27 protein-coding genes (1 of these 27 cut by a window edge) are annotated in these 23646 nt (G+C 47.6%); all 27 read right to left on the minus strand.

Annotated elements, in window-relative coordinates; translation table 11 throughout:
* Nucleotides 1–630 carry the start of a LysM peptidoglycan-binding domain-containing protein gene (locus B9D94_RS21730; RefSeq protein ID WP_148247961.1) on the minus strand. Its footprint begins 1065 nt before the window's first position, so only the first 630 of its 1695 coding nucleotides appear in the window; its start codon is at nucleotides 628–630; its stop codon lies off the left edge, out of view.
* A gap of 163 nt (nucleotides 631–793) precedes the next feature.
* Nucleotides 794–1678: a branched-chain-amino-acid transaminase gene (ilvE, locus tag B9D94_RS21735; RefSeq protein ID WP_063478871.1), complete on the minus strand. Its 885-nt coding sequence runs from the start codon at nucleotides 1676–1678 to the stop codon at nucleotides 794–796.
* A complete protein-coding gene (gene pheA / locus B9D94_RS21740) occupies nucleotides 1679–2566 on the minus strand; it encodes a prephenate dehydratase (protein ID WP_006208827.1) in 888 nt (295 codons plus the stop codon). It abuts the gene before it with no gap.
* Nucleotides 2563–3534: a homoserine kinase gene (gene thrB / locus B9D94_RS21745; protein ID WP_036641415.1), complete on the minus strand. Its 972-nt coding sequence runs from the start codon at nucleotides 3532–3534 to the stop codon at nucleotides 2563–2565. The genes pheA and thrB overlap by 4 nt, the downstream gene beginning before the upstream one ends.
* Nucleotides 3531–4604, minus strand: coding sequence for a threonine synthase (gene thrC, locus B9D94_RS21750; RefSeq protein ID WP_006208825.1), 1074 nt, complete (start codon nucleotides 4602–4604; stop codon nucleotides 3531–3533). The genes thrB and thrC overlap by 4 nt, the downstream gene beginning before the upstream one ends.
* A gap of 57 nt (nucleotides 4605–4661) precedes the next feature.
* Nucleotides 4662–5948, minus strand: a complete 1287-nt coding sequence (locus B9D94_RS21755) for a homoserine dehydrogenase (protein WP_006208824.1) — start codon at nucleotides 5946–5948, stop codon at nucleotides 4662–4664.
* Between the two features lie 54 nt (nucleotides 5949–6002).
* A complete protein-coding gene (locus B9D94_RS21760; protein ID WP_148247962.1) occupies nucleotides 6003–6440 on the minus strand; it encodes an ACT domain-containing protein in 438 nt (145 codons plus the stop codon).
* Nucleotides 6441–6678: 238 nt separating this feature from the next.
* On the minus strand, nucleotides 6679–7404 hold the full coding sequence (locus B9D94_RS21765) for a hypothetical protein (protein ID WP_036641414.1): 726 nt from the start codon (nucleotides 7402–7404) through the stop codon (nucleotides 6679–6681).
* 34 nt (nucleotides 7405–7438) lie between these two features.
* Nucleotides 7439–8170: a hypothetical protein gene (locus B9D94_RS21770; RefSeq protein ID WP_036641412.1), complete on the minus strand. Its 732-nt coding sequence runs from the start codon at nucleotides 8168–8170 to the stop codon at nucleotides 7439–7441.
* A 21-nt stretch (nucleotides 8171–8191) separates the two neighbouring features.
* Complete coding sequence (locus B9D94_RS21775) at nucleotides 8192–8992, minus strand: hypothetical protein (protein WP_148247963.1); 801 nt, start codon at nucleotides 8990–8992, stop codon at nucleotides 8192–8194.
* Between the two features lie 52 nt (nucleotides 8993–9044).
* Nucleotides 9045–9800: an NnrS family protein gene (locus B9D94_RS21780; protein WP_148247964.1), complete on the minus strand. Its 756-nt coding sequence runs from the start codon at nucleotides 9798–9800 to the stop codon at nucleotides 9045–9047.
* Nucleotides 9801–9824: 24 nt separating this feature from the next.
* The gene (locus B9D94_RS21785; protein WP_006208817.1) at nucleotides 9825–10583 is read right to left on the minus strand and encodes an ABC transporter permease; all 759 of its coding nucleotides are present in this window, start codon (nucleotides 10581–10583) and stop codon (nucleotides 9825–9827) included.
* Nucleotides 10580–11911: an SPFH domain-containing protein gene (locus tag B9D94_RS21790; RefSeq protein WP_148247965.1), complete on the minus strand. Its 1332-nt coding sequence runs from the start codon at nucleotides 11909–11911 to the stop codon at nucleotides 10580–10582. The genes B9D94_RS21785 and B9D94_RS21790 overlap by 4 nt, the downstream gene beginning before the upstream one ends.
* Before the next feature lie 280 nt (nucleotides 11912–12191).
* Complete coding sequence (gene obgE, locus B9D94_RS21795; protein ID WP_006208815.1) at nucleotides 12192–13502, minus strand: GTPase ObgE; 1311 nt, start codon at nucleotides 13500–13502, stop codon at nucleotides 12192–12194.
* A gap of 101 nt (nucleotides 13503–13603) precedes the next feature.
* Entirely contained in the window at nucleotides 13604–14257 is a 654-nt protein-coding gene (locus B9D94_RS21800; protein ID WP_148247966.1) for a Spo0B domain-containing protein, read from the minus strand.
* 165 nt (nucleotides 14258–14422) lie between these two features.
* The gene (rpmA, locus tag B9D94_RS21805; RefSeq protein ID WP_006208812.1) at nucleotides 14423–14734 is read right to left on the minus strand and encodes a 50S ribosomal protein L27; all 312 of its coding nucleotides are present in this window, start codon (nucleotides 14732–14734) and stop codon (nucleotides 14423–14425) included.
* A 17-nt stretch (nucleotides 14735–14751) separates the two neighbouring features.
* Nucleotides 14752–15084: a ribosomal-processing cysteine protease Prp gene (locus B9D94_RS21810; RefSeq protein WP_148247967.1), complete on the minus strand. Its 333-nt coding sequence runs from the start codon at nucleotides 15082–15084 to the stop codon at nucleotides 14752–14754.
* A gap of 13 nt (nucleotides 15085–15097) precedes the next feature.
* Nucleotides 15098–15409 (minus strand): 50S ribosomal protein L21, encoded by a 312-nt coding sequence (rplU, locus tag B9D94_RS21815; RefSeq protein WP_006208810.1) that lies wholly within the window; start codon nucleotides 15407–15409, stop codon nucleotides 15098–15100.
* A gap of 163 nt (nucleotides 15410–15572) precedes the next feature.
* On the minus strand, nucleotides 15573–16805 hold the full coding sequence (locus B9D94_RS21820; protein ID WP_148247968.1) for an Rne/Rng family ribonuclease: 1233 nt from the start codon (nucleotides 16803–16805) through the stop codon (nucleotides 15573–15575).
* Nucleotides 16806–16923: 118 nt separating this feature from the next.
* Nucleotides 16924–17787 carry a M50 family metallopeptidase gene (locus tag B9D94_RS21825; protein WP_036641404.1) on the minus strand — a complete coding sequence of 288 codons (864 nt, stop codon included), beginning with the start codon at nucleotides 17785–17787 and terminating at the stop codon, nucleotides 16924–16926.
* Nucleotides 17780–18685: a M23 family metallopeptidase gene (locus B9D94_RS21830; RefSeq protein WP_036641403.1), complete on the minus strand. Its 906-nt coding sequence runs from the start codon at nucleotides 18683–18685 to the stop codon at nucleotides 17780–17782. Before B9D94_RS21830 ends, B9D94_RS21825 begins: the two co-directional genes overlap by 8 nt.
* A gap of 170 nt (nucleotides 18686–18855) precedes the next feature.
* Entirely contained in the window at nucleotides 18856–19650 is a 795-nt protein-coding gene (gene minD, locus B9D94_RS21835; RefSeq protein ID WP_006208806.1) for a septum site-determining protein MinD, read from the minus strand.
* A gap of 3 nt (nucleotides 19651–19653) precedes the next feature.
* Nucleotides 19654–20316, minus strand: a complete 663-nt coding sequence (locus B9D94_RS21840) for a septum site-determining protein MinC (protein WP_006208805.1) — start codon at nucleotides 20314–20316, stop codon at nucleotides 19654–19656.
* 83 nt (nucleotides 20317–20399) lie between these two features.
* Nucleotides 20400–20924 (minus strand): rod shape-determining protein MreD, encoded by a 525-nt coding sequence (gene mreD, locus B9D94_RS21845; RefSeq protein WP_006208804.1) that lies wholly within the window; start codon nucleotides 20922–20924, stop codon nucleotides 20400–20402.
* Between the two features lies 1 nt (nucleotide 20925).
* Nucleotides 20926–21801: a rod shape-determining protein MreC gene (gene mreC, locus B9D94_RS21850; protein ID WP_006208803.1), complete on the minus strand. Its 876-nt coding sequence runs from the start codon at nucleotides 21799–21801 to the stop codon at nucleotides 20926–20928.
* A 58-nt stretch (nucleotides 21802–21859) separates the two neighbouring features.
* Entirely contained in the window at nucleotides 21860–22894 is a 1035-nt protein-coding gene (locus B9D94_RS21855; RefSeq protein ID WP_036641401.1) for a rod shape-determining protein, read from the minus strand.
* Between the two features lie 38 nt (nucleotides 22895–22932).
* Nucleotides 22933–23622, minus strand: coding sequence for a RadC family protein (gene radC, locus B9D94_RS21860; protein WP_006208802.1), 690 nt, complete (start codon nucleotides 23620–23622; stop codon nucleotides 22933–22935).
* Nucleotides 23623–23646: the final 24 nt, after the last annotated feature.

The following is a 23646-nucleotide window of genomic DNA, read 5'->3' on the forward strand; positions in this document are numbered from 1 at the left end:
TTCTGGTTTCTTGATCTCCGGCATAATGATCGGCTTTTTGACTTCCGGCATCATTTCGGGTTTCTTAATTTCCGGTTCGATTTTCTTAGGTTCCTCTGGAAAAGGTGAAATCTCCGGCAGTTTTGGCAGAACCGGCGGTTCCGGTTCCTTCACTTCAGGTACCGGCGGCTGCTCGATCGGCGCCGTTATTTCTTCCTTCACACCCGTGTATTCCTTGCTGCCTGGTTTCTTCTTGCCAGGGGTCGATCCAGAGCTCATCGAAGTCCCCTCTTCTGCTCCTGTCTCCGTGTATACCCCTGATGACGGGATATTGACGACTTCTCCCACCAAAAGGGCATTCGGATTTTTAAGCTGCGGATTGGCATCAATGATTTCCTTCAAGGTAACTCCCCATGCCTTGGACAGCTTCCAGAGAGAATCTCCTTGCTTTACCGTATGCTTATGGATGATTGGCTGGCTGCCGCCAGGTACCGGAACAGGCTCTGTTGGTACTTTGATCTTGGTACCGACCTCGAGCTTATTCGGATCCACGAGCTGTGGATTGGCATCGATGATTTTCGCTAATGGGACGTCATATTTTTTGGACAGCTCATATAGGGTGTCGCCTTCCTTGACGATGTGTATCTTCACGCCGCTAAAACCTCCTACACTCTTCTAGGCGTCATGTAATTCGCCCGCTTTCGTTACTACATCCTATGCACGGAATAGGCGATTGACATCCCTCAAGACAAAAAAAATCCTTCCATCGACATGAAAGGATTGTTGAAGACACATAACGAGCTGTCCTATAAAATTAAGATTCCCATACTTTATAACCGTCTTGATCTACAATTTTGCGGAATTCTTCGAGCAGCTTCAGAGTAACCGGGCCAGCCTGCCCTTTGCCGATAATCCGACCGTCAATTTCGCGAGCGGCAATAACCTCGGCAGCGGTTCCTGTAAAGAATACCTCGTCTGCAATGTATACGTCGTGCATGCTAAAAGGCTCTTCCTTCAATTTAATGCCCAGTTGATCGCATAAATCGATAATTGCCTGACGCGTAATGCCTTCAAGTGCTCCCAGATAGCAGGGCGGTGTTGTGACCACTCCATTTTTGACGATGAAAATATTATCCCCGGAACCTTCGGTCACATATCCTTGCGCATTCATCATGATCGCTTCATCCGCACCCGCAAAGTTCGATTGAATCTTCACAAGAATGTTGTTTAGATAGTTCAAGGACTTGATCTTGGGATTAAGCGCATCTGGAATGTTGCGGCGCTGAGCCACAGAAACGGCCTTCAAACCGTTCAGATAAGCTTCCTCCGAGTAAATGGCGAGCTGCTCTACAATAATTAACACGGTTGGTTTAGGACAGCGCCGCGGATCCAGGCCCAGATTGCCAGCACCACGAGATACCACGAGACGAATATAGCCATTACGCATATCGTTGCGTCGAATGGTTTCTGCCATAGCCTCCAGCAGTTCATCGTATGCCAGTGGAATAACTAAATCGATGGACTTGGCGGAATCGTACAGCCGGTCCAAGTGTTCCTTGCACTTAAAGATGTTGCCGTTATATATCCGAATACCTTCGAATATACCGTCTCCGTACAGGAATCCATGATCAAAAACGGATACTTTAGCGTTCTCTTTTGTGACCAATTCTCCATCTAAATAGATCCATTGCTCTGACATTTACTTAACCTCCATCTTCTCACGCTCGTACGCATAGCCCGGATAAGACCCCAGCACGCGAACCAAACATCCAAGCGCTTCAATCTCTCCCATTGCTGCGACCAACAGAACGGAATCGGTAGAAGCCATGACATCGATATAAAAATAGTAATTACCAAGCTTTTTCTTCGTAGGGCGGGACTCGATGCGGGACAAATTCAAACGCCGCCATGCAAAAGCAGAAAGCACCTGATGCAGCGCACCCGGAACGTCTTCCGGCAGCGTAACCAGGATACTGGTTTTGATATGCTCCGGCGAACGGTTAATTGAAATCGGATCACGACCGATCAATACGAATCGGGTGTAATTGTTATCATGATCGGTAATACGCTCGGCAAGCACGTTTAATCCGTGTGTTGCCGCACCCAGTGATGTTCCGATCGCGGCCCACCCCTGGCCTGGATTATCCTTTACGATTTTAACCCCTTCCGAGGTGCTGCCTACCTGCTCCAGCTCCGCTTGAGGTGCTGCTTTTGCAAGAAACTGACGGCACTGCGCAGTCGCAACTTGATGGGACCAGATCTTTTTGATTTGACTGTAATCCATTGTTCCGTCACTCGTAAGGAATTCCGAAGCATTTCCGATTAAATTTTGGATGGAAGGATATACCCACTCCACCTGCATCGGCAGGTCCACCTCATTCACCAGCCAATCCATGTGAAGGCTTACCGATCCTTCAATGGTGTTCTCAATCGGGATAACGCTATAATCGCTCTTGCCTTCTACTGTAGACATAAATACATCAGAGATCAGTTTATAGTGCACAAACTCCACCGGCTCACCATTAAGGAGATAGCGTATCGCTTCATGAGATACCGATCCTGAGGGCAACAAGGCTATTTTTTTCATGAAGTAACTTCCCCTCTAATCATATCCAAAAAGGATTTGTTGTTTATATCATCCATCAGCAGAACACCTTCGGCAACTGGATTCAGCTGGTAACAAGCAGCCGAAATCCCTTCCGACTTCATCGTCTCCATCAGATACGTGCTCAGTTGTCCTTCTACTCGCGGATCTTTGCGGTCCACGAAAGCAATCATAGTCGGACCCGCCCCGCTAAGCGCGATACCGAGTGCTCCCTGGTCAGGTGCTTCCGTCAAAATCCTGGACATCCCCGGTACGAGCGGTGCCCGGTAGGGCTGGTGGATACGGTCTTGCATTGCAGCACGAATCAAATCCAGTCTGCCTGCGCAAAGAGCTGCTGTCATTAAGGAGGACCGACTAATATTATATACAGCGTCGGCTAAACTGACCTGGGCAGGCAATGCTTCCCTTGCCTTGGATGTCGCCAACTCAAAATCGGGAATGACTACGAGCGTTCCGAGGTCCGCCGGAGGTTCAATGCGCATATAATCCGCATGAGCTCCATCCCATACCGCCGTAATAATTCCTCCAAATAAAGAAGCCCCCACATTATCTGGATGCTTCTCAAGATTCGTCGCCATATCAAAAAGCTTGGAATCCGGCAATGGTGAGCCGATCAGAGCGTTGGCAGCTGCTAATGCACCTACAATGGCTGAAGCGCTGCTGCCAAGACCCCGGGTGAGCGGTATTTCAGAGTACATGGAAATTTCGAGTTCCGGGACAGATTGTCCCGCTTCCTCAAAAACCATCTGAGCCACCTTATAAATCAGGTTGCTCTTATCTGTCGGCAGACCGCCCATCTGATCACCATGAAGATGGAATCCGGTCTGCTCCGACGCTTTGATCTCGATCCATGAATAAAGAGACAATGCCATGCCGAGTGTATCGAATCCGGGTCCCAAATTCGCCGTACTGGCCGGAACCTTCACCCGGACTCCTTGGGACAAACTCATACCTGCGCAGCTCCTTCAAGCTGAGCAATAGCATCCATTACGGCAGATTCTGTATCCGACACAACGAGCGGTTCGGATTTCACTGTGGAGATCGCGATGTTGGGATCCTTCAGACCATGTCCTGTCAGAACACAGACAACGGACTCCCCGCCTTTAAAATATCCTTCACGCTTCATTTTATAGACACCTGCAATGGAAGCAGCAGATCCAGGCTCGGCAAAAATCCCTTCCCGCGATGCGATTTTACGATAAGCTTCCAAAATCTCCTCGTCCGTAACATAGTTAATCTGTCCGCCGGACTCCTCTGCAGCAGCAACCGCCGTTTTCCAGCTGGCTGGATTCCCGATGCGGATGGCAGTGGCCACTGTCTCCGGATTCGCGATAGGCTCCCCTTTGACGATAGCCATCGCGCCTTCCGCTTCAAACCCAAGCATTTTTGGAAGTGAGGACGATTTGCCTGCGGTGTGATACTCTTTAAATCCTTTCCAGTATGCGGAGATGTTCCCCGCATTGCCGACTGGAATCGCCAGTACATCCGGCGCTTTGCCCAGTTGGTCTACGACCTCGAATGCCGCAGTCTTCTGGCCTTCGATACGATACGGATTCACCGAGTTCACAAGCGTGATCGGATGCTTCGCAGTAATCTCGCGAACGATTTCCAGCGCACGGTCAAAGTTGCCATCAATGGCAATGACCTTCGCTCCGTAAATCATCGCCTGAGCAAGCTTACCCAAAGCAATATTATTGTTAGGAATAATGACGATGCAATTCAACCCTCCGCGGGCAGCATAAGCAGCCGCTGCTGCGGAAGTATTACCGGTAGAAGCGCACATAATTGTACGGCTTCCCTCTTCCATCGCTTTTGCTACGGCCATCACCATTCCACGGTCTTTAAAAGATCCCGTAGGATTAAGTCCTTCAAATTTGAAATGCAAATCAATCCCGAGCTCTTCCGATAAGTTAACGGCTTTGATCAGTGGCGTATTCCCTTCCTTGAGTGTAAGAAGCGGAGTACGCTCATTCACCGGCAAATATTCTCTGTAGGTTTGAAGCAATCCTTCATACGGCATCTCTCTTGTTCTCCTTTTCTTGTGAAAAAATTATATAGGGTTCATGCTTTGAATCGCTTATCCTTCAACACGATAAACACTTTTAATTCGGCGGATGACATCCAAGCCTTCGAAATGATTCAGTACCTTATCCATGTTGGCTTTGCTTGCGTTATGGGTGACGATGATAATTTCAGCATCCGGGTTATGCTCATTCGGCTGCTGGACAACGGACTCCAAGCTGACATCATGCTGGGCAAACACCTGCGTAATTTGGGCAAGAACGCCCGCTTTATCATCCACATGAAGCAGAATGAAATTTTTGTACACGATCTGCTCATCGGTTTTGAGTTTCTTCAGTTTATAAGGGACGATGGCTTTCAAGCCGTTAACGCCCAGCTTCAGATTCTTAATGATGGCTACCAGGTCTGCCACTACGGATGTTGCCGTTGGCATCTCGCCGGCACCGGCTCCATAAAACATCGTTTCGCCAACTGCTTCTCCGTACACGTAAACGGCGTTAAATACGCCGTTCACTGCTGCGATGGGATGTCCTTTGCGAACCATCGTCGGCTGAACGCTGATGCTGAACTCATCGTCCTGCCGCTCTGCAATTCCCAGAAGTTTCATCTCGTAACCCAAGCGCTTGGCATACGCAATATCGTCCTTTGTCACTTGCGAGATTCCCTTGACAGATACATCCTGCAGCTCCACATTCGTACGGAAGCCGAGGGTACCGAGTATCGCCATCTTGCGTGCCGCGTCCAAGCCTTCCACATCGGAAGTCGGATCAGCCTCTGCATATCCAAGCTGCTGGGCCTCCGCCAAAACATCCTCGTAAGAGGCGCCCTCCTGGCTCATTTTGGTCAGAATAAAGTTGGTTGTGCCGTTCACAATCCCCATAATTTTCATGATACGGTCGGATGAGAATCCTTCAATCAGCGTCCGGATAATCGGAATGCCGCCAGCTACACTGGCTTCGTAGAACACATCACACTGCTTCTCTTGAGCTTTTGCCAAAATTTCGGCACCGTGCAAGGCCATCAGATCCTTGTTAGCTGTTACGATATGTTTACCCCGATCAAGCGCTTCGAGGATATAAGACTTCGTCTGCTCGATTCCGCCCATCACTTCCACAATGACATCGATCTCGGGATCGCGGATGACTTCCCATGGATCTTCGGTTAGCTTAGTCTGATCCACGCTGACGCTGCGGTATTTCTCCAGATGTTTTACTGCAATACGCTCTATCGTAATCGGCGAACCGACCTGACTGCTCAAATCCTCCTGATGCCCCTCTACGATGCGGACTACCCCTGTCCCTACGGTTCCTAATCCCAAAAGCCCTACTCTGACCGGTTTCATTAATACACTACCTCCTGTATCCCATCACATAGATATCTATTTATTTGTCATATCTTACCCTTGCCCAATCATCTGGACCCTTCTTACCCCGGCTATTCGCCTCAAACCGTCGAGCAGATCATCCAGCTCCTCCTTAAGCCGGGAAACCTCAACGGAAATCACAACATTTGCGATCCCTTGCAGCGGAATGCTCTGATGAATGGTAAGCACATTCCCGCCTTCACCCGCAACCAGCCCAAGTACCTCGGACAGCATCCCGGAGCGATGTTCCATATCGATAGAAATCGTTACGATTTCATCACGTTCCAGTTGATTGATTGGATGAATGCCATCTTTGTACTTATAAAAAGCACTCCGGCTAAGCCCAACCTGCTCAACGGCTTCATGAACCGTCCTAACGTCTCCCGACGCCAGCAATTTTTTCACTTGCATTGTTTTAACTACAGCTTCGGGAAGGATGTCTTCCCGGACCAGATAGTAGCGTTCCTTCACAAACGTCCTCTCCTCAAAGACTACTGTATTCGTATAGTGGACATTATACTGGATATACCAAGTAAGGGCAATACATAAGTGTCCATTTTTTAGAGATTACGATATTATTATGTCAACTCTATAGCCTATACTATATCGCAATTCCTATTGGAACTCATCGTAATTAACGTCAAAATTGTAAATGTAGCGTAAGAAAAAGCAGCCTCCGATACTCGAAGACTGCCGATTTCTCTACCAGCTATGTATAGGTCAGGGGCAAACCACAATATTCACATGGAAGAGATTCCAGTGGATTTAACATAACTTTATTTCCGCAGCCGATGCACTCATGACTTTTTGGACCCGGTGGGACCGTTGTTTCAAGTGGTGTTTCATCTGTATTATGGACCAGATTATGAGTACTTTCCATGCCGGGTTTATCCGAATGCTGGTTATAGGCGTTCAACCGCACCCTCCCCTCTTTTATAATGCCGTTAGGAAAGAGTTTGTGATTGAGTAAATACTGCAAATCTTTCAGTACTGCGGATAGAGGTTGATGAACATGCAATGCAATGTCTTCAATACTGTGGAGGCCGTTTGATACCAAAGATTCATACTCTTTCGCGAGTGTATAAAATCTCTTGTTTGCTCTTAATCTTAGTCCATATAGGACAGCAACGATTAATATACCAATAATACCTACCGCTAAAGCCAATCCCATAGCTTTATTAGCCCGTTGTGAAGGCTCGAACTCACTGTATGGAACAAAAAAGTAATACATTACAATAAAGATGTAACCACCGATAAGACAATTGGTTAATTGATAGTAGCTATAACCCTTCCTATAGTTAAGATGAGTTGAGCTGATAAATTTCCATAGTACCGGCAATAAAATGACCGGAAACAATATAAAACTCCCTAATAAGATTAAAGCATCCCAACCGGTTGGTTGGGGTTCGTACTGTTGAGTTTCACTCACTTTCAATCCTCACTCCTCCAAAGTGTTTGAGGTAGCATCCTTAATGAAGTACGATTCCGCAGTAATCGCATTCCTTGGTATCCATCTTGTTAAGTATGACTTTGGATCCACAGCCAGAACATTCCACGGTTTTAGGCTGCGGAGGATTTGCTTGCATGTCAACAAGTGTGTTTGTGGTGCGAATACTCCGTTGGGGACTCACTGAATCCATAATCGAAGTGAACTGGCCCTGTTTATCCAAGAAATTCTCAACCTCATCATTCCGTTTAAAAATCAACTCTCCATCCACAATAGCACCTCGTGGAAAATGGCCTTTATCCATTAAATATTCTAAATCCTTCTCTACACTGATTGGCTTCTGCCTCATCTGTTCTGCAATCTCTTCTATATGATTAATTTTATGAATAAATATAACCTGTTTGTATTGCTCAACCATATTAGAGTACCGCTCATTTCGGTTTAGCTGAAACCCGGCAACTACAACCAGCAAAACAAAATTAATCAAAAATACTCCTACAATATAAGCAAAAATAGAGTTAAAGAAAAAACCATAAATAAGATACGAAACAAAACTGAACAGTAATTGAAATGAAATTAATTTATAGGTGAATCCTTTTCGATAATTGAGATGTTGATTAGAGACAGCCCTCCAGATGGTTAGCGGAATCAATATATAAGGCAAAAGCAAACTGCCAGTTATCAAAACATGATCCAATGCCTCTGGTCGTGGCTCATACTTGTCATGTTTTTGATCCTTTGTTTGTATAGCCAATACTAAACCTCCTTCCGTGGATTACATGTAATTCAACCAACTGCCACAATACTCACACTCTTTAGACTCCTCTGATTGCAAAATCACTTTTGAACCACACCCCACACATTGTGTTGACTTAGGCAGTTTGCTAGGAATGCTTCGAATTAATGAACTTTCTGCAGCAGCCTCTTGCTCTGCCTTTTGAGAGGAATCTGTCTCAACTTCTAACTTATCTTCATCATTGTTACTTTCATCATCTTCTTGTTCTTGTTCTTCCTCTTCCTCTTCCTCTTCCTCTTCCTCGTCGTTTTCTCCATCCCAGTAGATAATCCCATCCTCAATAGTCCCCGAAGGAAGTGTGTTCTCTTGCATTAAAAACATGATGTCCTCAGTCGCTTGCTCAGGTTTACGATTAACCTGCCTCGCAATCTCCGCAATTTCATCGTGATCCTGATTTAGGAGCAATTCTTTGTAGCTTGTTTCAAGTCCCTTAAAATACGTGTTAGCTCGCATACTCATCACTTGAAAAGTAACAATAAGAGGCAGACAAAACATGGCGACTATTAGCATAAGGGATTGGGTTTCCTTTGTCCTTATGGATGATTCCAATCCAGCGAACGACACAAAATAAGCGTAGATGAATATCCATAAAAAAGTCATGACTAATAGAGTGGATAAAAGACTGTAATTAGAACCCTTCCGATATGAAAATCGATGAGAAGCAACCACTTGAAGTAAACCCACAGCTAAAAACACTGGTGGAAACACAGCGGTCCCAAATATTATAAAAAAATCAACTTTAGTGAATGTAGGTCGGTAAACACTTGTTTGATTATTCATTCCTTGTTCTCCTTGACTATCATGTGGCTATTATTCTTATTAGATTAACTCCTTAAGCAACAATCATCGTACCGCAATACTCGCATTCTTTTTTCTCAAGCTGCGTCACGACCGTCCTTGCCCCGCAGCCAGGACATTCCACCGACTTTGGTACGCTACCCACCTGAGTTACGGTTCGTTCGGAATTTACAGATTCCGCTGCATCATTGCCCAGTGTATACTGCACTCTCTGCCCGCTGCGTGAAACAAACTCCCCCTGGGTAGGGGATTCGGACTTGTTGAGCAATGAAGGAATGCTCACCATCCCATTATCAATCTTCCCATAGGGAAGCATACGCTCTTCAAACATAAACGTTATATCCCGGGCAGCATGTGCTGGCGTCACCCTGGCGTCCTGAGCGATCTGCCCAATATGAACCAGCCTTTTCCGTATGATGGCATTCGAATAAACTTGCAGGAGGCTGCTGAATTTCTTATCTTCTCGGTTAGCGATCACAAACATGATAATGGCTGGAATTAGTATGACAATGCCAAGCACGATCGTGGAAGAGATGAGCCCGTCAACATCGTTATCATCCATCGTGCCTATCATTATAAGGAATTCCATGACTCCAAATGTGAGAACCAGCACCCACCCAAAGAGTCTGTTGTTCCTTCCTTTACAGCTGTTATGACGCTGGGTGACGAGCACCCGAATGGCCGCGAGCACAATAGCTAACGGAAAAAATATAGCCGCCAGCACGATAATGAAATAATCTATTTTCGTGAGTCTGGATTTAAAAAGCTTCTGCTTCAATGAACCCCCCATACGCACTCCCCTCAGTCATCTGCTTTATGTTGATCCCGCTTTTGCTTTCAGAAGTGCCGTGTTCCGGTCCTGTACTGTTCTGAGAATATCCCGGATGATATGAACGGCCTGCTCTGTCAGTTCATGATGTTGTTCCTTCTGGGATCCACCGATCAGCGCAACTTGATCCTCCAGCATCGCAATTTTCTGCTGGATTAGATGCTCCACTTCAACTAAAGAGGAGTGTGTGATGGGATCGCTGTAGCGAAGCGTTTCCTCGAGCTCGGCTACCTGGCGGTCTAATGCTTGAATATTCTCAACTGGCATCTGGCTAAGCTTCCTGCGAATAGAGCCAATCCAATCCACAATCTCTCGCTTCCCCGTGAGATGATCGGTTTCCCTCTGTTCATGAGTACCTGCATATTTCCCAACCAGGGCTACCAGCCCCAGAACAACAAAGAACACCAATAAAGTGATGAGATGAATCATCATGTACGAAGATACAGGCAGCTTAAATAAATATCCCAGCAAAATAACCTCCAACAAAACGGAGACGGCATAAATGCCAATAATAGCTCCTGAAGCAATAAAAAACGGAACTGCTGCGGAAGCCGCCTTACGTCGATGGATAAGGAATCCAATAAATATGAAAATGGCCGCTTCGGCGCATCCAAGGGCTATACCCGATATCCAGGAATTCAACTGAACCATCCCACCGGTAAATCCGAACAGGAGGATGGTTACAATCGGAAGCACAACGGCAGCCAGCCATAACTGGTTTCGACTCGTGGTTCTTGTACTCACTCTCTTCCCTCGCTTTCATTCCACGTCAATTTATGGCCGCACTCCATGCAGAACTTTTGTCCCGGTTTAATCTCATGATTACAGCCTGGGCATGCAAGCACTTGGCTTGACCCGCAGCTAGGACAAAATTTTGCTTCCGCATCCACTAATTCACCGCATTCTCTGCAAGGCATAGGGAGGGGTGCACCGCAATCCGGACATTTTACAGCACCTGCCGGGTGGTCATGACCGCACTTAGGGCAAGCGTGATACGGATCTCCACAGTGAAGACAGAACTTGGCATTCGGAGGCAGAGGCTGACCGCAGTCACTGCACGGGATGGTTTTTACCGTTTGTTCCTCCGGCTTCGTGAGAATGGACTGACCGCATCCCGAACAGAATCGAGATTCTTCCCCATTCAATGTTCCACACTTGGCACATGCCTTCTGTATCACTTGTATATCTTTTTTCTCCCGAACTCTTGAACTTTCAAACATCTGGCCCACGGTCTCATACATCGGGCCAACCATGCCAAGCCCCATACCCAGTCCAGTCCCCATAACAGCTGCCGGGCTGCCGGGATTCTTTGCCGCACCCTCCAGCGTATTAAAAGTCCTTTCCTGATGATAGGTATATCCGATGATGTCCATTTCCGCTTTTTTTGCCAACGCTTCCTTGATTCGAATCGCAGCGGGGTCATTCTCGGGGATATTGATGGAATCCACATAGAAATTAAGCAGGGTGATTCCCATTTCTTCAAATGAAACAGCAATTGCTTCCATGATGTGCTTCGATATTTCCGCTATGTAAGCATTGATTTCTACGACGCTAATTTTTTTATGAACAATATATGAGGATATGATCTCTGTAATATTGGACATCAGTACGCCACGATAGTATTTGACAAGTGTGCTCTGATCAAAGGTTGGAAGGGTGCCAACCATCGTTGCCAGAAACTTTCGCGGATCGCTGATCTGAACACCGAATTGGCCAAAAGCTCGAAGCGATACAATAATGTTATACTTCGGATCCTGCAGCTGGATTGGCGAACTGGTCCCCCATTTCACATCCAGTGAGCGAAGTTTATTAACAAACCAGACTTCCGCCGTAAACGGAGACTTTCCGCCGAATGGAAGGTTGATAATATTAGATAGTATCGGTATATTCGCTGTACTCAGCGTATGTCGTCCAGCAGAAAAGGAGTCCAATGCCTGACCGCCCTTATACAGAATAGCCTCCTGCGTCTCATGAACGATAAGCTGGGTCCACGTGCCTAACTCCTGGTTCGGATAACGCCAAGCAAACACATCGGGGGGTCCTTCGTATTTTACAACTTCAATGATTGCCATAGTTCTACTCTCCTTTTTGCACGGTTCGTTCCATCTGATGATCTATGGAAATAGGTACTAATGTACTACTATTGTATACGATTTATCCGATAAATGGATGCAAAATTTGGAAAGTTGAAAAAAAGACAAGCTATGAGCCTCTAACAATACGATGAACAGCGTTTGGCATACTCTGGAGATAACGATGTAGACGGATGTGATTCCATTCATGAAAAAGCGGCCAAGTCTGCTGTTCAACAGACTTGGCCGCTTCCTTGAATATATGTTTATGGGGTGCTGATCAATAGTAGCTGCTTCCTTCAACAAATTCGAATTCGAAATCGCCGATTCTTACAATGGTCCCTTCAGTCGCACCACGCTTACGAAGCTCTTCATCGATACCCATATGACGCATCGTTCTGGCGAGTTTCAGGATCGCATCATGCGAATTCATCTGCATCCGCTTCAGCATCCGTTCAATTCGCTCACTATGGACCACATACATTTCATTATCCCTGGTAACCGTAAAGGAATTGTCGTTTTGCGCTTTGAATTTATAAACCTTACGTTCGGAAACCTCGGTTACCTCTTCGACCGTCGGCTCATCCGGAATGCTCTCAAGCACATCGATCGTGCGATACAGAAGTTCCTGAATGCCCTGACGCGTTAGGGAGGAGATCGGCATAATCTCGATGTCAGGACGGATTTCCTTAATCTTCTCCTTAAAGGCAGCTAGATACTCCTCTGCCTCAGGCATGTCCATTTTATTGGCAGCCACGATTTGCGGGCGCTCAATCAGGAGCGGATTGTACAGTCTGATCTCATCATTGATTTTTTCCCAATCTTCAAACGGATCTCTACCCTCTGTGCCTGCCATATCCACAACATGGATAATGACACGAGTTCTCTCCACATGACGGAGGAATTCATGCCCCAATCCTACGCCTTCATGTGCACCCTCAATCAGACCAGGCAGATCAGCCATGACAAAATTGCGCCCGTCTCCAACGTCAACCATACCCAAATTCGGAGTTATCGTCGTAAAATGGTAAGCGCCAATCTTCGGCTGTGCCGCAGACACAACGGATAACAGGGTTGATTTGCCTACGCTTGGAAATCCAACGAGACCTACATCTGCCATAACCTTAAGTTCCATGGTTACAAAGCGTTCTTCGCCTTCCTCACCGTTCTCTGCAAGTTCAGGGGCCGGATTGTTCGGTGTGGCAAAACGAATGTTCCCGCGGCCACCACGGCCTCCTCTGGCAACAACCACCTGCTGACCATGCCTGGTCAGATCGCCAATCACTTCGCCGGTATCGTCATCTGTTAAGATGGTACCTGGCGGAATACGAACAATCGTGCTGTCCGCGTTGGCACCATGCTGACTTTTATTCCGACCCTTTTCTCCGCGCTTGGCCTTGAAATGCTTCTGGTAACGGAAATCCATCAGCGTGCGAAGTCCTTCATCCACCCGGAAAATCACGTCGCCGCCCTTGCCGCCGTCGCCGCCGGCAGGTCCGCCTTCAGGAACGTATTTCTCACGACGGAATGCGATGAGCCCATCGCCGCCGTCTCCACCTTTTACATATACTTTTGCCTTATCTACAAACATGAAATCACCTTCCTCAAGTCACAAACGGCAGATACAAGCGATACGAGGTTTCCCCCGGCTCCATCTGTTCCACCCGAATGCCTTCGCCTTTTACGGATTGTTCAATCTGAAGCTTCAAGCTGTCCGGTTCTCCGAAGAATCCCTCTCCCTGAGCCCACACAATCAGCTCTTGCTCCTGCTGCATAAATGTTAATGTTAACTGCCGGGATTCTCCCCATGACGCTTTGCCGCTTAATTTGGAAGGCTCTCACCGTTTGAATGATCGCGTGGGTAAAAGACTCTGCCGTTTGTGGCGATACTTTGTCTTCCAGTTGCACCTGGTCCACAACTTCAACCTCCAATTGCAGATTGTTGCTGTACGTACGGTATGAATGTAAGTAAAAAACCAGTGAAGGAATGCCCAGCTTAGAGATTCGACTCTCTGTAGCCATCCGTTCCTTTATTCTTTCCACAGAACGCACTGATTTATCATGCTTCCCCAGTTGAATGTAGCCGTACAAAATTTGAAGCTCATTCATCCAATCATGACGATGGTGATTCAGCATCTGAATCGCCGTTTGCTCTACATTCTGAATGATGGCCTGCTGTCTGCGTTCCTCTGATTTACGAACAAGCCATGCCCCGCAGACTGCAGCAGCCACAGCCCAAGCCGTCAATACTGCTCCTGCCGCCCATGTGGGTTTCCATACCATCCATGCTACCGGTATTACTGAGGTTAACCCCGCCCCAGCCGCTATCCATTTCCAGGATTTCATCGCTTCTCCTCGTCTTTCAACAGCAATTGGTTACATTCACCAAATCCCAGTATATCATAGTCTTTCAGGGCGGTTCATCCCCGGATTATCATTCTTATAGAATTTACAAAAAAAGAAGCCCCGGCAACGATGCCGAAAGGCTTCTTCTGTATGCATAAGAAACAATTAAGCTTCTACTGCAGCCGCTACTGGAGCGACATCAACCGGGTAGACGCTCACTTTCTTGCGATCACGACCCCAACGTTCAAATTTCACAACGCCATCGACTTTCGCAAACAAAGTGTCATCTTTACCGATACCCACATTCGTGCCTGGATGAATTTTGGTTCCGCGTTGGCGAACCAAGATGCTTCCGCCAGATACTGCCTGACCGTCTGCACGTTTCACGCCAAGACGTTTCGATTGGCTATCACGACCGTTCTTTGTGGAACCTACACCTTTTTTCGATGCGAATAACTGAAGATCCAATTTCAACATGTTGTCTACCTCCTTCTTCAAGTAGTCAGTTCTTGTATTCTTATATATTTGCCGTATGAATCGGCAATTCCCTGTAACATAACAACCATGGATTCGAGAAGCAATTGAACTTGACCAGAGACAGCATCGTCTTCCGCTGACGGAAGATTTGCGCTAAGAAAGCCGCCCTTCATCTTGGTCTCCATAACCATTCCGGTTAACGCTTCAATCGAATTGACCGTTCCCACTGTAATGCTGGAAACTCCAGCACATACAATATCTTCTCCAGGATCGGAATATCCGGCATGCCCCGTTACCTTGAAGCTATGGATGCGTTCATCTTCCCCGCGTATTACTTGTACAGTAATCAATTACCGCACCTTCTTACGCCTGGATTTTCTCGATGGTTACTTTAGTGTAAGGTTGACGATGACCTTGCTTCTTGTGGTAGTTTTTCTTCGGCTTGTATTTGTATACAACGACCTTGCGGCCTTTACCGTGCTTCTCCACTTTCGCAGTTACAGTCGCACCGGAAACAACCGGCGTACCTGCTACCAAACCGTCCTCTTTGGAAACGGCCAGTACACGGTCGAAAGTCACGCTCTCTCCGTCACCTGCAGTCAGCTTCTCAATGAACAATACGTCGCCCTCTTGAACTTTGTATTGTTTTCCACCTGTTTCGATAATAGCGTACATTTGCTTGCACCTCCCTATGTCTCAGACTCGCCTAGTAAAGGTGTCCGTTCCACAATGAAACGTCCTTGCTAACCCAACCGGAGCGGTTACAGCATGTGCAGCAATTCATTACTAAACACATACCCAATGATAATATCATATTCCCCATTCACCGTCAACATCATTACTCGACAACAATGCCTTTGCCTCCGCAAACAACGCAAGGCTTGGCAAATGGGAGCGAAGAGTTTTCCCTGGCTTTTTTACGGGTCATTTCCAGCAGACCCAGCTTGGTCCACCCTACCACAAAACTCTTCGTGCGGTCTTTGCGCATTACGGCCTCCATGACGGATACCACCTGCTGCCGATGCTCCTCGCGATCCATATCAATGAAATCAACGATAATGATGCCCCCGATATCCCACAAACGCAAAGTTCTTGCAATTTGCTGTGCGGCCATAAGATTTGTCTTAAGCACCGTTTCCTCGAAATTATCGCCACCGATATATTTGGCTGTATTTACATCCATTATGGTCATGGCTTCCGTCTGGTCTACAACGATGGTCACACCTTCCGGAAGCGTGATTTTTCTTGCGAAGCCGGCTTTCATCTGCTCGTCCAACCCATAAGCCTGAAAAATCGGCCCCCCTCCCGTGTGGTATGTAACCTTAGGCTCCATACCGGGAACCGTCTCTTTCAGATAGCTTTTGGTTTCCTCGCCTTTCAGCATACTATCGATCACAAGTTCGTCATGAAGCGGATCGAAGGAATCCCGAATAAAGCGCTGCAGCAAACCCAAATCCCGATGCAGCAGTGCCGGAGCTGACGATGATTCTGCCTTCTCCAGAATCCGAGTCCATTCTTTTCTCAGGTATTCCAGATCGCCGCTAAGAAATTCCAAGGGCTCGTCCTCGGATACGGTTCGGATAATAATTCCCTCTTCATCTGTGCGAAGCTGCTCACCAATGCTCTTCAGACGGGCACGCTCGGCTTCACGCCCGATTTTTTTGGAGACGGCCACATAATCCGCTGTAGGCATATACACCATACACCTGCCGGGAAGCGAGAAATGTGTCGTTACTCTTGCTCCCTTGCCCCCTCTTGGTTCCTTCATAACCTGTACCGTCAGTTCTTGTCCGACCGTCAGCAGCTGCGAGATCGATGGCTTCTGCTTCGGCTGCTTCTCTAAATGAGGATGGAGCACATCATCAATATATAAAAATGCATTCTTTTTCAGCCCGATATCTACAAAAGCCGCCTGCATCCCCGGCAATACGTTAACAACCCTGCCCTTGTAAAAACTTCCGACTACACTCTCCTCACGACTTCGCTCAACTGCGAACTCGGCTAACCTCCCATCTTCGATGAGGGCCATCTGTATGGTCTCATGTTCACAATGAACTATCATTTGCCTCATGGCATCACCCCTCAAAAAATGGAAGACAATATTCTATTTTTATCCTAACACAATCTCTCGTGATAAAATGGATAAAGAATGATGGTCCACCCTGCGTCTTCCTCATGATGTTTACGATTTACGCATACCAGGGCGGACCATTTGATGCAAAATAGGAAGAAATCACATGCTGTTCCGGCACGACGGCAAGCAAGCTGCCCGGTCCGCTCATGACATAGATCAAATGATACTTCTCTCGTTTAAATAGACGCATAATATCGTCCAAAGGTTTCGAAGAATCTGCAACGATTGGCTGGGCAGGACCAAGTCCCTCCAGATTTCGTTCGTAAATCTCGCTCCGATTCACGAGAAATCTCAAGAAACGGTAATGCACGTTCCGGTAGTCTTCAAAATTGGAATATGCCAGAAACAAGCCGATCATCAGAACGTTTAAACGGATGCCGCCACCCGAGAATAAAGGCTGCAGACCATATCCGATCATCATCAGACTGCACAATATACCGGCTCGGGAAGCCCATAACAAGGTTGCATGATAGGGTGCGAGCAGACTGATGACGGCCTGCAGCACTTTACCACCGTCCAGCGGGAGAATCGGAAGGAGGTTAAACAGGGCGATGACCAGATTCCCCTGAATAATATACGACAACAACTGCTCGTCTCCCCACCCGGCCCATCTGCAGGTCAGGGTAATCCCGATCATGATCACATTTTGCAGCGGTCCAGCCAGAGCGATCACGATTTCCTTCATAGCCGTCATCCTGCCGTCATCTTCAATGACAGCAACGCCGCCGAACGGCAGCATTTGAATGGCTCGTACCTTGAACCCCATCGCTGCCGCTGCGGCGGCATGTCCTAATTCATGAATAAATACAATAATAAAAAGGGTCAGCAATTCCAGAAAACGACCGGTGAACACTGACGCCAGCATGACAATAACAAAGAGAGGATGCAGCGACAATACAGTTCCCTTAAACTTAATCAAACGGAATCACTTCCGCCGGATCGACATCACGATCCCCCTCTTTGAGTTCGAAATAAAGGGAGGGCGCGCTCCCTGTGCCCGAAGTTCCCAGCGTACCGATAATATCTCCGCCCTGAACCCAATCATTCACCTTGAGCCCCGTTTCTGCCAGCCTGCTGTACAGTGCCGTTCTCTCACCCGTATGCTGTATGAGAACGGTAATCCCGTTCTGCGGGTGTTCATTTACCTCAAGCACACGTCCGGTCTCTATACTCTTAACCGCTCGGTCCGCTAAAGAACCCCCTTCAGCTTCCAAAACGATACCTTTCAGATCGACAGCGAAGGATTGGACCAGGCGTCCCGCAAGAGGAGGAACCAAGGAAGTTCGGGCATTAACCTTCGTAGAGTTTTCATCGGTTTGTCCAAAAATAGGGATGAAGGAGGGCGCGCTGCCAAAGTGCTCCTCATACCATACCTGCGCTGCCTGAAAATCCATTTCATGGCTCAAGCCTTCGATAATAACAGCCTGGGTTCGAAGTGCCCATGGCTGCTGAAACGAAAACACACCCCAGACTAACCCAAACACTAATACACTTACGGTAATACGGCGAACCAGTCCGGGGACAAACGAAGCCTTTCTCGGTGGCTCTCCAGGATCTCCAGGGTTCGGGGTATCATACCAGCCCCGATGCCCTTGCTTCCAAAGCCGCTCAGGGTCCGGTTCATTCTCCACATAACGATCGGAAGGTTTCGCAGGATCGTCCTGTACGAAGCCAGTCTTTTTGACATTGGAATTTACAGATGTTCTCTCAGGAATGGCAGGCCACGGCTTATCGGCAAGCATAGGTGACTGCTGACTTTCCAACAGCTCGCGAATGCGGGCTTCCCGTCGGTTCTTGACTGAAGTTTTAATGTCCATAGTTCTTTCCCCCTTGGGGCTTGTTTTTTTACTCTATCCTATGAGGATATGAAAGATATTTAGAACAAGCCCCGTTGAAGAGGTGGACAGAACATCTGAACCTTAACAAGGGTCCTTGCGAAAGAAACCAAAAAACCGATGCCTTGCGGCACCGGTCCCTTCTAAACGCTTTAACCCATTCCAAAAAACTTTTTGAATTTTGTGAACATCCCTTTTTTCTGATGAATTTGCATCAGGGGAACCGTATCGCCAAGGATACGCCGGGCGATGTTTCTATAAGCAATGGCAGCTTGGGAATCCGGGTTCATAACGGTCGGCTCCCCCATGTTTGCCGCTTTAATGACCATCTCATCGTCAGGCACAATACCGATCAGATCAATATTCAATACCTGAAGCACATCTTCTATCTCCAGCATATCGCCCGATTTCACCATGTTCGGACGAATCCGGTTGACTACAAGTTTTGGTGACTCGACGTGAGAGCTCTCAAGCAGTCCGATAATCCGATCCGCATCCCGGACTGCCGCGTTCTCAGGCGTTGTCACTACAATCGCTTTATCTGCACCGGCAATGGCATTCTTGAAACCCTGCTCGATTCCAGCCGGGCAATCAATAATGACGTATTCGAATTCCTTTTTCAATTCAAGCACAATATCTTTCACTTGATCCGGAGAAACGGCATTCTTGTCTTTCGTCTGGGCTGCAGGAAGCATATACAACTCATCGAAGCGCTTGTCCTTGATCAACGCTTGATTAAGCCGGCATCGCCCTTCTGCAACGTCGCACAAATCGTATATAATCCGGTTTTCCAGGCCCATCACGACATCCAAATTACGAAGACCGATATCTGTATCAACCAGGCACACTTTTTTTCCCAATAGTGCCAAAGCCGTGCCGATGTTCGCTGATGTCGTCGTTTTACCGACTCCGCCTTTACCTGAAGTTACGACGATTGCCTCTCCCATGTTCTACACCCCTTTAAACACATTAAAATCCCGACCCAAACGTGAGATGTTGCTGATCTTGTCGATCTCCATGCTTCCATCCTTCAAATACGCAAACTCCATGACCGTCTCCCGCGTCTCCCATTCATCCGGCGGTCTGCTGATCATCTGGGAAATACGGAGCTGGGTAGGGGCAAAATACGATGCTGCTATAATGGCTTCTTCGTTGCCGTCAACACCGGCGTGCGCAGTGCCACGCAGGGCGCCCAATATGTAAATATCACCGGTACACGAAATCGTTCCGCCGGGATTTACATCACCAAGGAACAAGAGATCGCCTTCATGATGCAGTACCTGCCCGGAGCGAACCATCCCCGTCTTAAGCGTAAGCTTCTCCACTAGCGACAGCTCAGACTCAAGTGGCGGCGACTCTACATTACGTATCAGCAGGTTGCCCTTTTGCTTCAATATGTCAAGAATCGTCTGTTTCTCTTCTTCGGAAATTTGCCTGGAACCGAGTTTCACATCCACATGAATAATCGGTCCGGTCAAAATATTCTGATGACTGTGCTCCAGCTTGTAGCGCAGCTCACCAAGCAATTCTTCCAGCTCGCACTGGTCGTCAAGCAGGAATACCAGGCCATCTTTGATGCCCTTAATCGTTACATGATTGGATTTTACAGCCATAAGCCTGTCCCTCCCATCCCTATACATTTCGCGCTCAAACCTTCAAGTTCCTGCTAGTCTAGTAAAATGTCATAATGGAGGGTTCAGGATGCCTTCCTTCTCTGATTCTTTGTAATCAGCTCAATCTGCTTGCGAAGGGGAACGTAAATCGCCAGAGCAAAGGCAAAGTGAACAAGGAGATTGGGAAGCATATGATGGAGCAGCGACCAATTATAAGAGGTCGGATTGAGTCGAAATATCTTATATATGCCAAAGAGCGTGCTGTCAAACAGCAAACTTCCCAGAATGACCACCGTCATCATCATAGGCAAAGGCGCCCGGGGGGATTTAAACACCAGTCCCACCAGATACGCGGATATGCCCATTGCAAACGAATACGTGCCAATCATCTCACCGTAATACACGATATCGTGTAGAATGCCAAACACCAGGCCGAGCACGAGCCCGGTATGGCGATGGTAATAGATTGATACAAAAAATAAACAAACCAATACGAAATTCGGATAAATCTGAAGCTGCAGCGAGCTTGGCGTTAACCAGAAAACCACCGTTCCCTGCAGAATGAACAACACGAACAGCAACAGGAGTAAAATCTGCTTGCGCGCCATCTTATTCAGGCTCCTCAGGCGTAAACACAACAGTCAGGTATTTCCAGTCGTCAAACTTGGCCGCCGGTTCGATGGTAGCCGTTCTGCTCTGACCGTATTGGCTAACCTGAACACTCTTTACCTTACCAATAATCAATCCTTGCGGAATCACGCCTCCGGCACCGGATGAAATGATTTTATCTTCAGGCTTAATCGGATCATCTTCTGTAATACGCGTCATAAGAAGCGTGTTGGTCTTCTCGTCGTAGCTCTCAACCATGCCAAACGTTTTGTCTTCTTTACCCAATGCGGTTACCGAAATTGGCTGCGGATTCGGATCCTGTGCATCCATCGTTGTCAACAGCTTCACCGTGGAGGTGAAGTTGCTTACGCTGCTGATGATGCCAACCATGCCATCCACTGTGGTGACCGACATGTTTACTCTAACTCCGTCGCGTTCACCGAGATCGATGACAAGCGTTCTGTTGTTAGGGTCCGAATTCACGCTAAGCACTTGAGCAGTTCGATATTCGTATTTATCTCTATTTTTCTGGTTTTGGGTAAAACGAAGTTCTTCCTTCAGCGCCTCGTTATTCGCTTTTATGCTGTTATAACTCGCACTCTCACGTGAATACTGAGCAACCGCCCGGCGCAGCTCTTCATTCTCTTCATAAATTTCCTTCATGTTCCGCACGTCTTCAAAGAAACCCGCTATATAGGCAGCGGGCTTATAAAACACACTTTGCACAAAACCTACCGTATCTTTGACGAATTTTTCGGGCCAAGATAAAGAAGCTCTCGGGCCGAGCGTAAATCCCATAATCGCGATAAACGCTACCAGCCCGATGAGCATAATAAACAAACGCTTATTGCCCAGCAGCTTAAACAGTTGCAACACCCTCTAACTTACTGTTTTTCTCTCCCAACATTAGGGGTTTACACTTATCTTCAGATGTCTACCTTCTAGAACGGACGGCAGAGCTGCTCCGGGATTTAAACAAATGAATGTTCTCGAGCGCTTTGCCTGTACCGATTGCTACACAATCCAGCGGATTCTCGGCAACAATCACCGGCATGCCCGTCTCTTCGGCAAGCAGTTTGTCCAGGTTACGAAGCAACGCGCCTCCTCCTGTAAGTACAATTCCACGATCCATAATGTCCGCAGCAAGCTCGGGAGGACATTTCTCCAGGGTTACCTTAACCGCTTCAACGATAGCATTAATGGTATCTGCCAGTGCTTCACTAATCTCATCTGAAGTAATCGTAATGGTCTTCGGCAGGCCCGTAACCAAATCGCGGCCGCGGATTTCCATCGTTTCCACCGTCTCCAGCGGCATAGCAGAACCTACTTCCATCTTGAGCTGTTCGGAAGTACGTTCACCAATCATCAAGTTATATTGACGTTTGATATACGAAATAATAGACTCATCCATCTCATCGCCCGCAACACGTACGGAACGGCTGGTTACAATACCACCGAGCGAGATGACAGCCACTTCGGTTGTGCCTCCGCCGATATCAACAACCATGCTGCCTGTCGGCTCCCATACAGGCAAGTCCGCACCGATTGCAGCCGCGAATGGCTCTTCAATGGTGTAAGCTTCGCGTGCGCCCGCTTGCTTGGTAGCATCTTCAACCGCACGCTGCTCAACCGCGGTAATACCGGAAGGAACACATACCATCACATTCGGATGACGCGGGAATATGGAACGCTGCTTCTGCGCCTGACGAATAAAGTATTTAATCATTGTAGCCGTAGTATCAAAATCGGCGATGACGCCGTCTTTCATCGGGCGGATCGCACGAATGTTGCCCGGTGTGCGTCCAATCATCTTCTTAGCCGATTCTCCTACTGCTTCAATGCTCTTTGTATCTGTACGCAGAGCAACCACGGAAGGCTCTCTAACGACAATTCCTTTCCCACGAACATAAACCAGCGTATTTGCCGTCCCCAAATCGATTCCCAAATCTTTCGTAAAACCACCTAACATGATGTATCTCCCTTTCTTCGTCAATCTGAACTATTATATTACATCAGGCCCCGTTCCTTCAAACTTACAAACGATCCATCCCCTATGATCAGATGATCCAGCACTTCGATCCCGACAATTTGTCCTGCCTCCACTAAGCGTGTAGTCAGCGATATGTCTTCCGGGCTGGGCGTCGGATCTCCGCTAGGATGGTTATGCGCACACACCAGGGATGCACTGCTGCATTTGATGGCTGCTCTGAACACCTCGCGGGGATGAACGATGGAAGCGTTAAGGCTCCCCATCGATAACGTTTCCTGGGCAATGACATGATTTTTCGTATTTAAAAATACACAGACAAAATGCTCTTTCTGTAAATAGCGCATCTGTTCACTGAGCAGTTCTGCCGCGTCATGCGGACTGCGAATAATAACTGGCTCTACATGTCTCGATGCGGCCAAGCGCCGTCCAAGCTCAATGCCAGCCTTCAGCTGAACAGCCTTAGCGGTTCCAATTCCTTTAATTTGCGTAATTTCCTCAATGCTAAGATCCACGAGCTGCCGAATACCGCCTGCTTCCCCCAGCAGCCGCTGGGCTATATGTACGGCAGATTCCTGGCGGGTCCCGGTCCGAAGCAATATCGCCAGCAATTCTGCGTGGCTTAAAGCGCTCGCCCCATACTGCATCATGCGCTCTCTTGGTCGTTCATCATGGGGGATGTCGCGCAGCAATAGCGTTGGCGACTCCATATATTCCCCTCTTTTCTAAGATTT

The organism is Paenibacillus sp. Cedars, assembly GCF_003184205.1.
Classification (GTDB): Bacteria; Bacillota; Bacilli; order Paenibacillales; family Paenibacillaceae; genus Paenibacillus_AQ; species Paenibacillus_AQ glucanolyticus.

Coding starts and splice junctions, on each gene's coding strand:
- minD (WP_006208806.1), bottom strand. CDS start 19,650: ATGGGAGAGGCAATCGTCGTAACTTCAGGTAAAGGCGGAGTCGGTAAA.
- B9D94_RS21790 (WP_148247965.1), bottom strand. CDS start 11,911: ATGGCAATCATTGAAGTTGTAAAATACGAAGGACCCCCCGATGTGTTT.
- thrC (WP_006208825.1), bottom strand. CDS start 4,604: ATGCCGTATGAAGGATTGCTTCAAACCTACAGAGAATATTTGCCGGTG.
- B9D94_RS21775 (WP_148247963.1), bottom strand. CDS start 8,992: ATGAATAATCAAACAAGTGTTTACCGACCTACATTCACTAAAGTTGAT.
- ilvE (WP_063478871.1), bottom strand. CDS start 1,678: ATGTCAGAGCAATGGATCTATTTAGATGGAGAATTGGTCACAAAAGAG.
- pheA (WP_006208827.1), bottom strand. CDS start 2,566: ATGAAAAAAATAGCCTTGTTGCCCTCAGGATCGGTATCTCATGAAGCG.
- radC (WP_006208802.1), bottom strand. CDS start 23,622: ATGGAGTCGCCAACGCTATTGCTGCGCGACATCCCCCATGATGAACGA.
- B9D94_RS21830 (WP_036641403.1), bottom strand. CDS start 18,685: ATGGACATTAAAACTTCAGTCAAGAACCGACGGGAAGCCCGCATTCGC.
- rpmA (WP_006208812.1), bottom strand. CDS start 14,734: ATGTTGAAATTGGATCTTCAGTTATTCGCATCGAAAAAAGGTGTAGGT.
- mreD (WP_006208804.1), bottom strand. CDS start 20,924: ATGGCGCGCAAGCAGATTTTACTCCTGTTGCTGTTCGTGTTGTTCATT.
- B9D94_RS21800 (WP_148247966.1), bottom strand. CDS start 14,257: ATGAAATCCTGGAAATGGATAGCGGCTGGGGCGGGGTTAACCTCAGTA.
- thrB (WP_036641415.1), bottom strand. CDS start 3,534: ATGAGTTTGTCCCAAGGAGTCCGGGTGAAGGTTCCGGCCAGTACGGCG.
- B9D94_RS21780 (WP_148247964.1), bottom strand. CDS start 9,800: ATGGGGGGTTCATTGAAGCAGAAGCTTTTTAAATCCAGACTCACGAAA.
- B9D94_RS21840 (WP_006208805.1), bottom strand. CDS start 20,316: ATGGCTGTAAAATCCAATCATGTAACGATTAAGGGCATCAAAGATGGC.
- B9D94_RS21755 (WP_006208824.1), bottom strand. CDS start 5,948: ATGAAACCGGTCAGAGTAGGGCTTTTGGGATTAGGAACCGTAGGGACA.
- B9D94_RS21820 (WP_148247968.1), bottom strand. CDS start 16,805: ATGAGGCAAATGATAGTTCATTGTGAACATGAGACCATACAGATGGCC.
- rplU (WP_006208810.1), bottom strand. CDS start 15,409: ATGTACGCTATTATCGAAACAGGTGGAAAACAATACAAAGTTCAAGAG.
- B9D94_RS21855 (WP_036641401.1), bottom strand. CDS start 22,894: ATGTTAGGTGGTTTTACGAAAGATTTGGGAATCGATTTGGGGACGGCA.
- obgE (WP_006208815.1), bottom strand. CDS start 13,502: ATGTTTGTAGATAAGGCAAAAGTATATGTAAAAGGTGGAGACGGCGGC.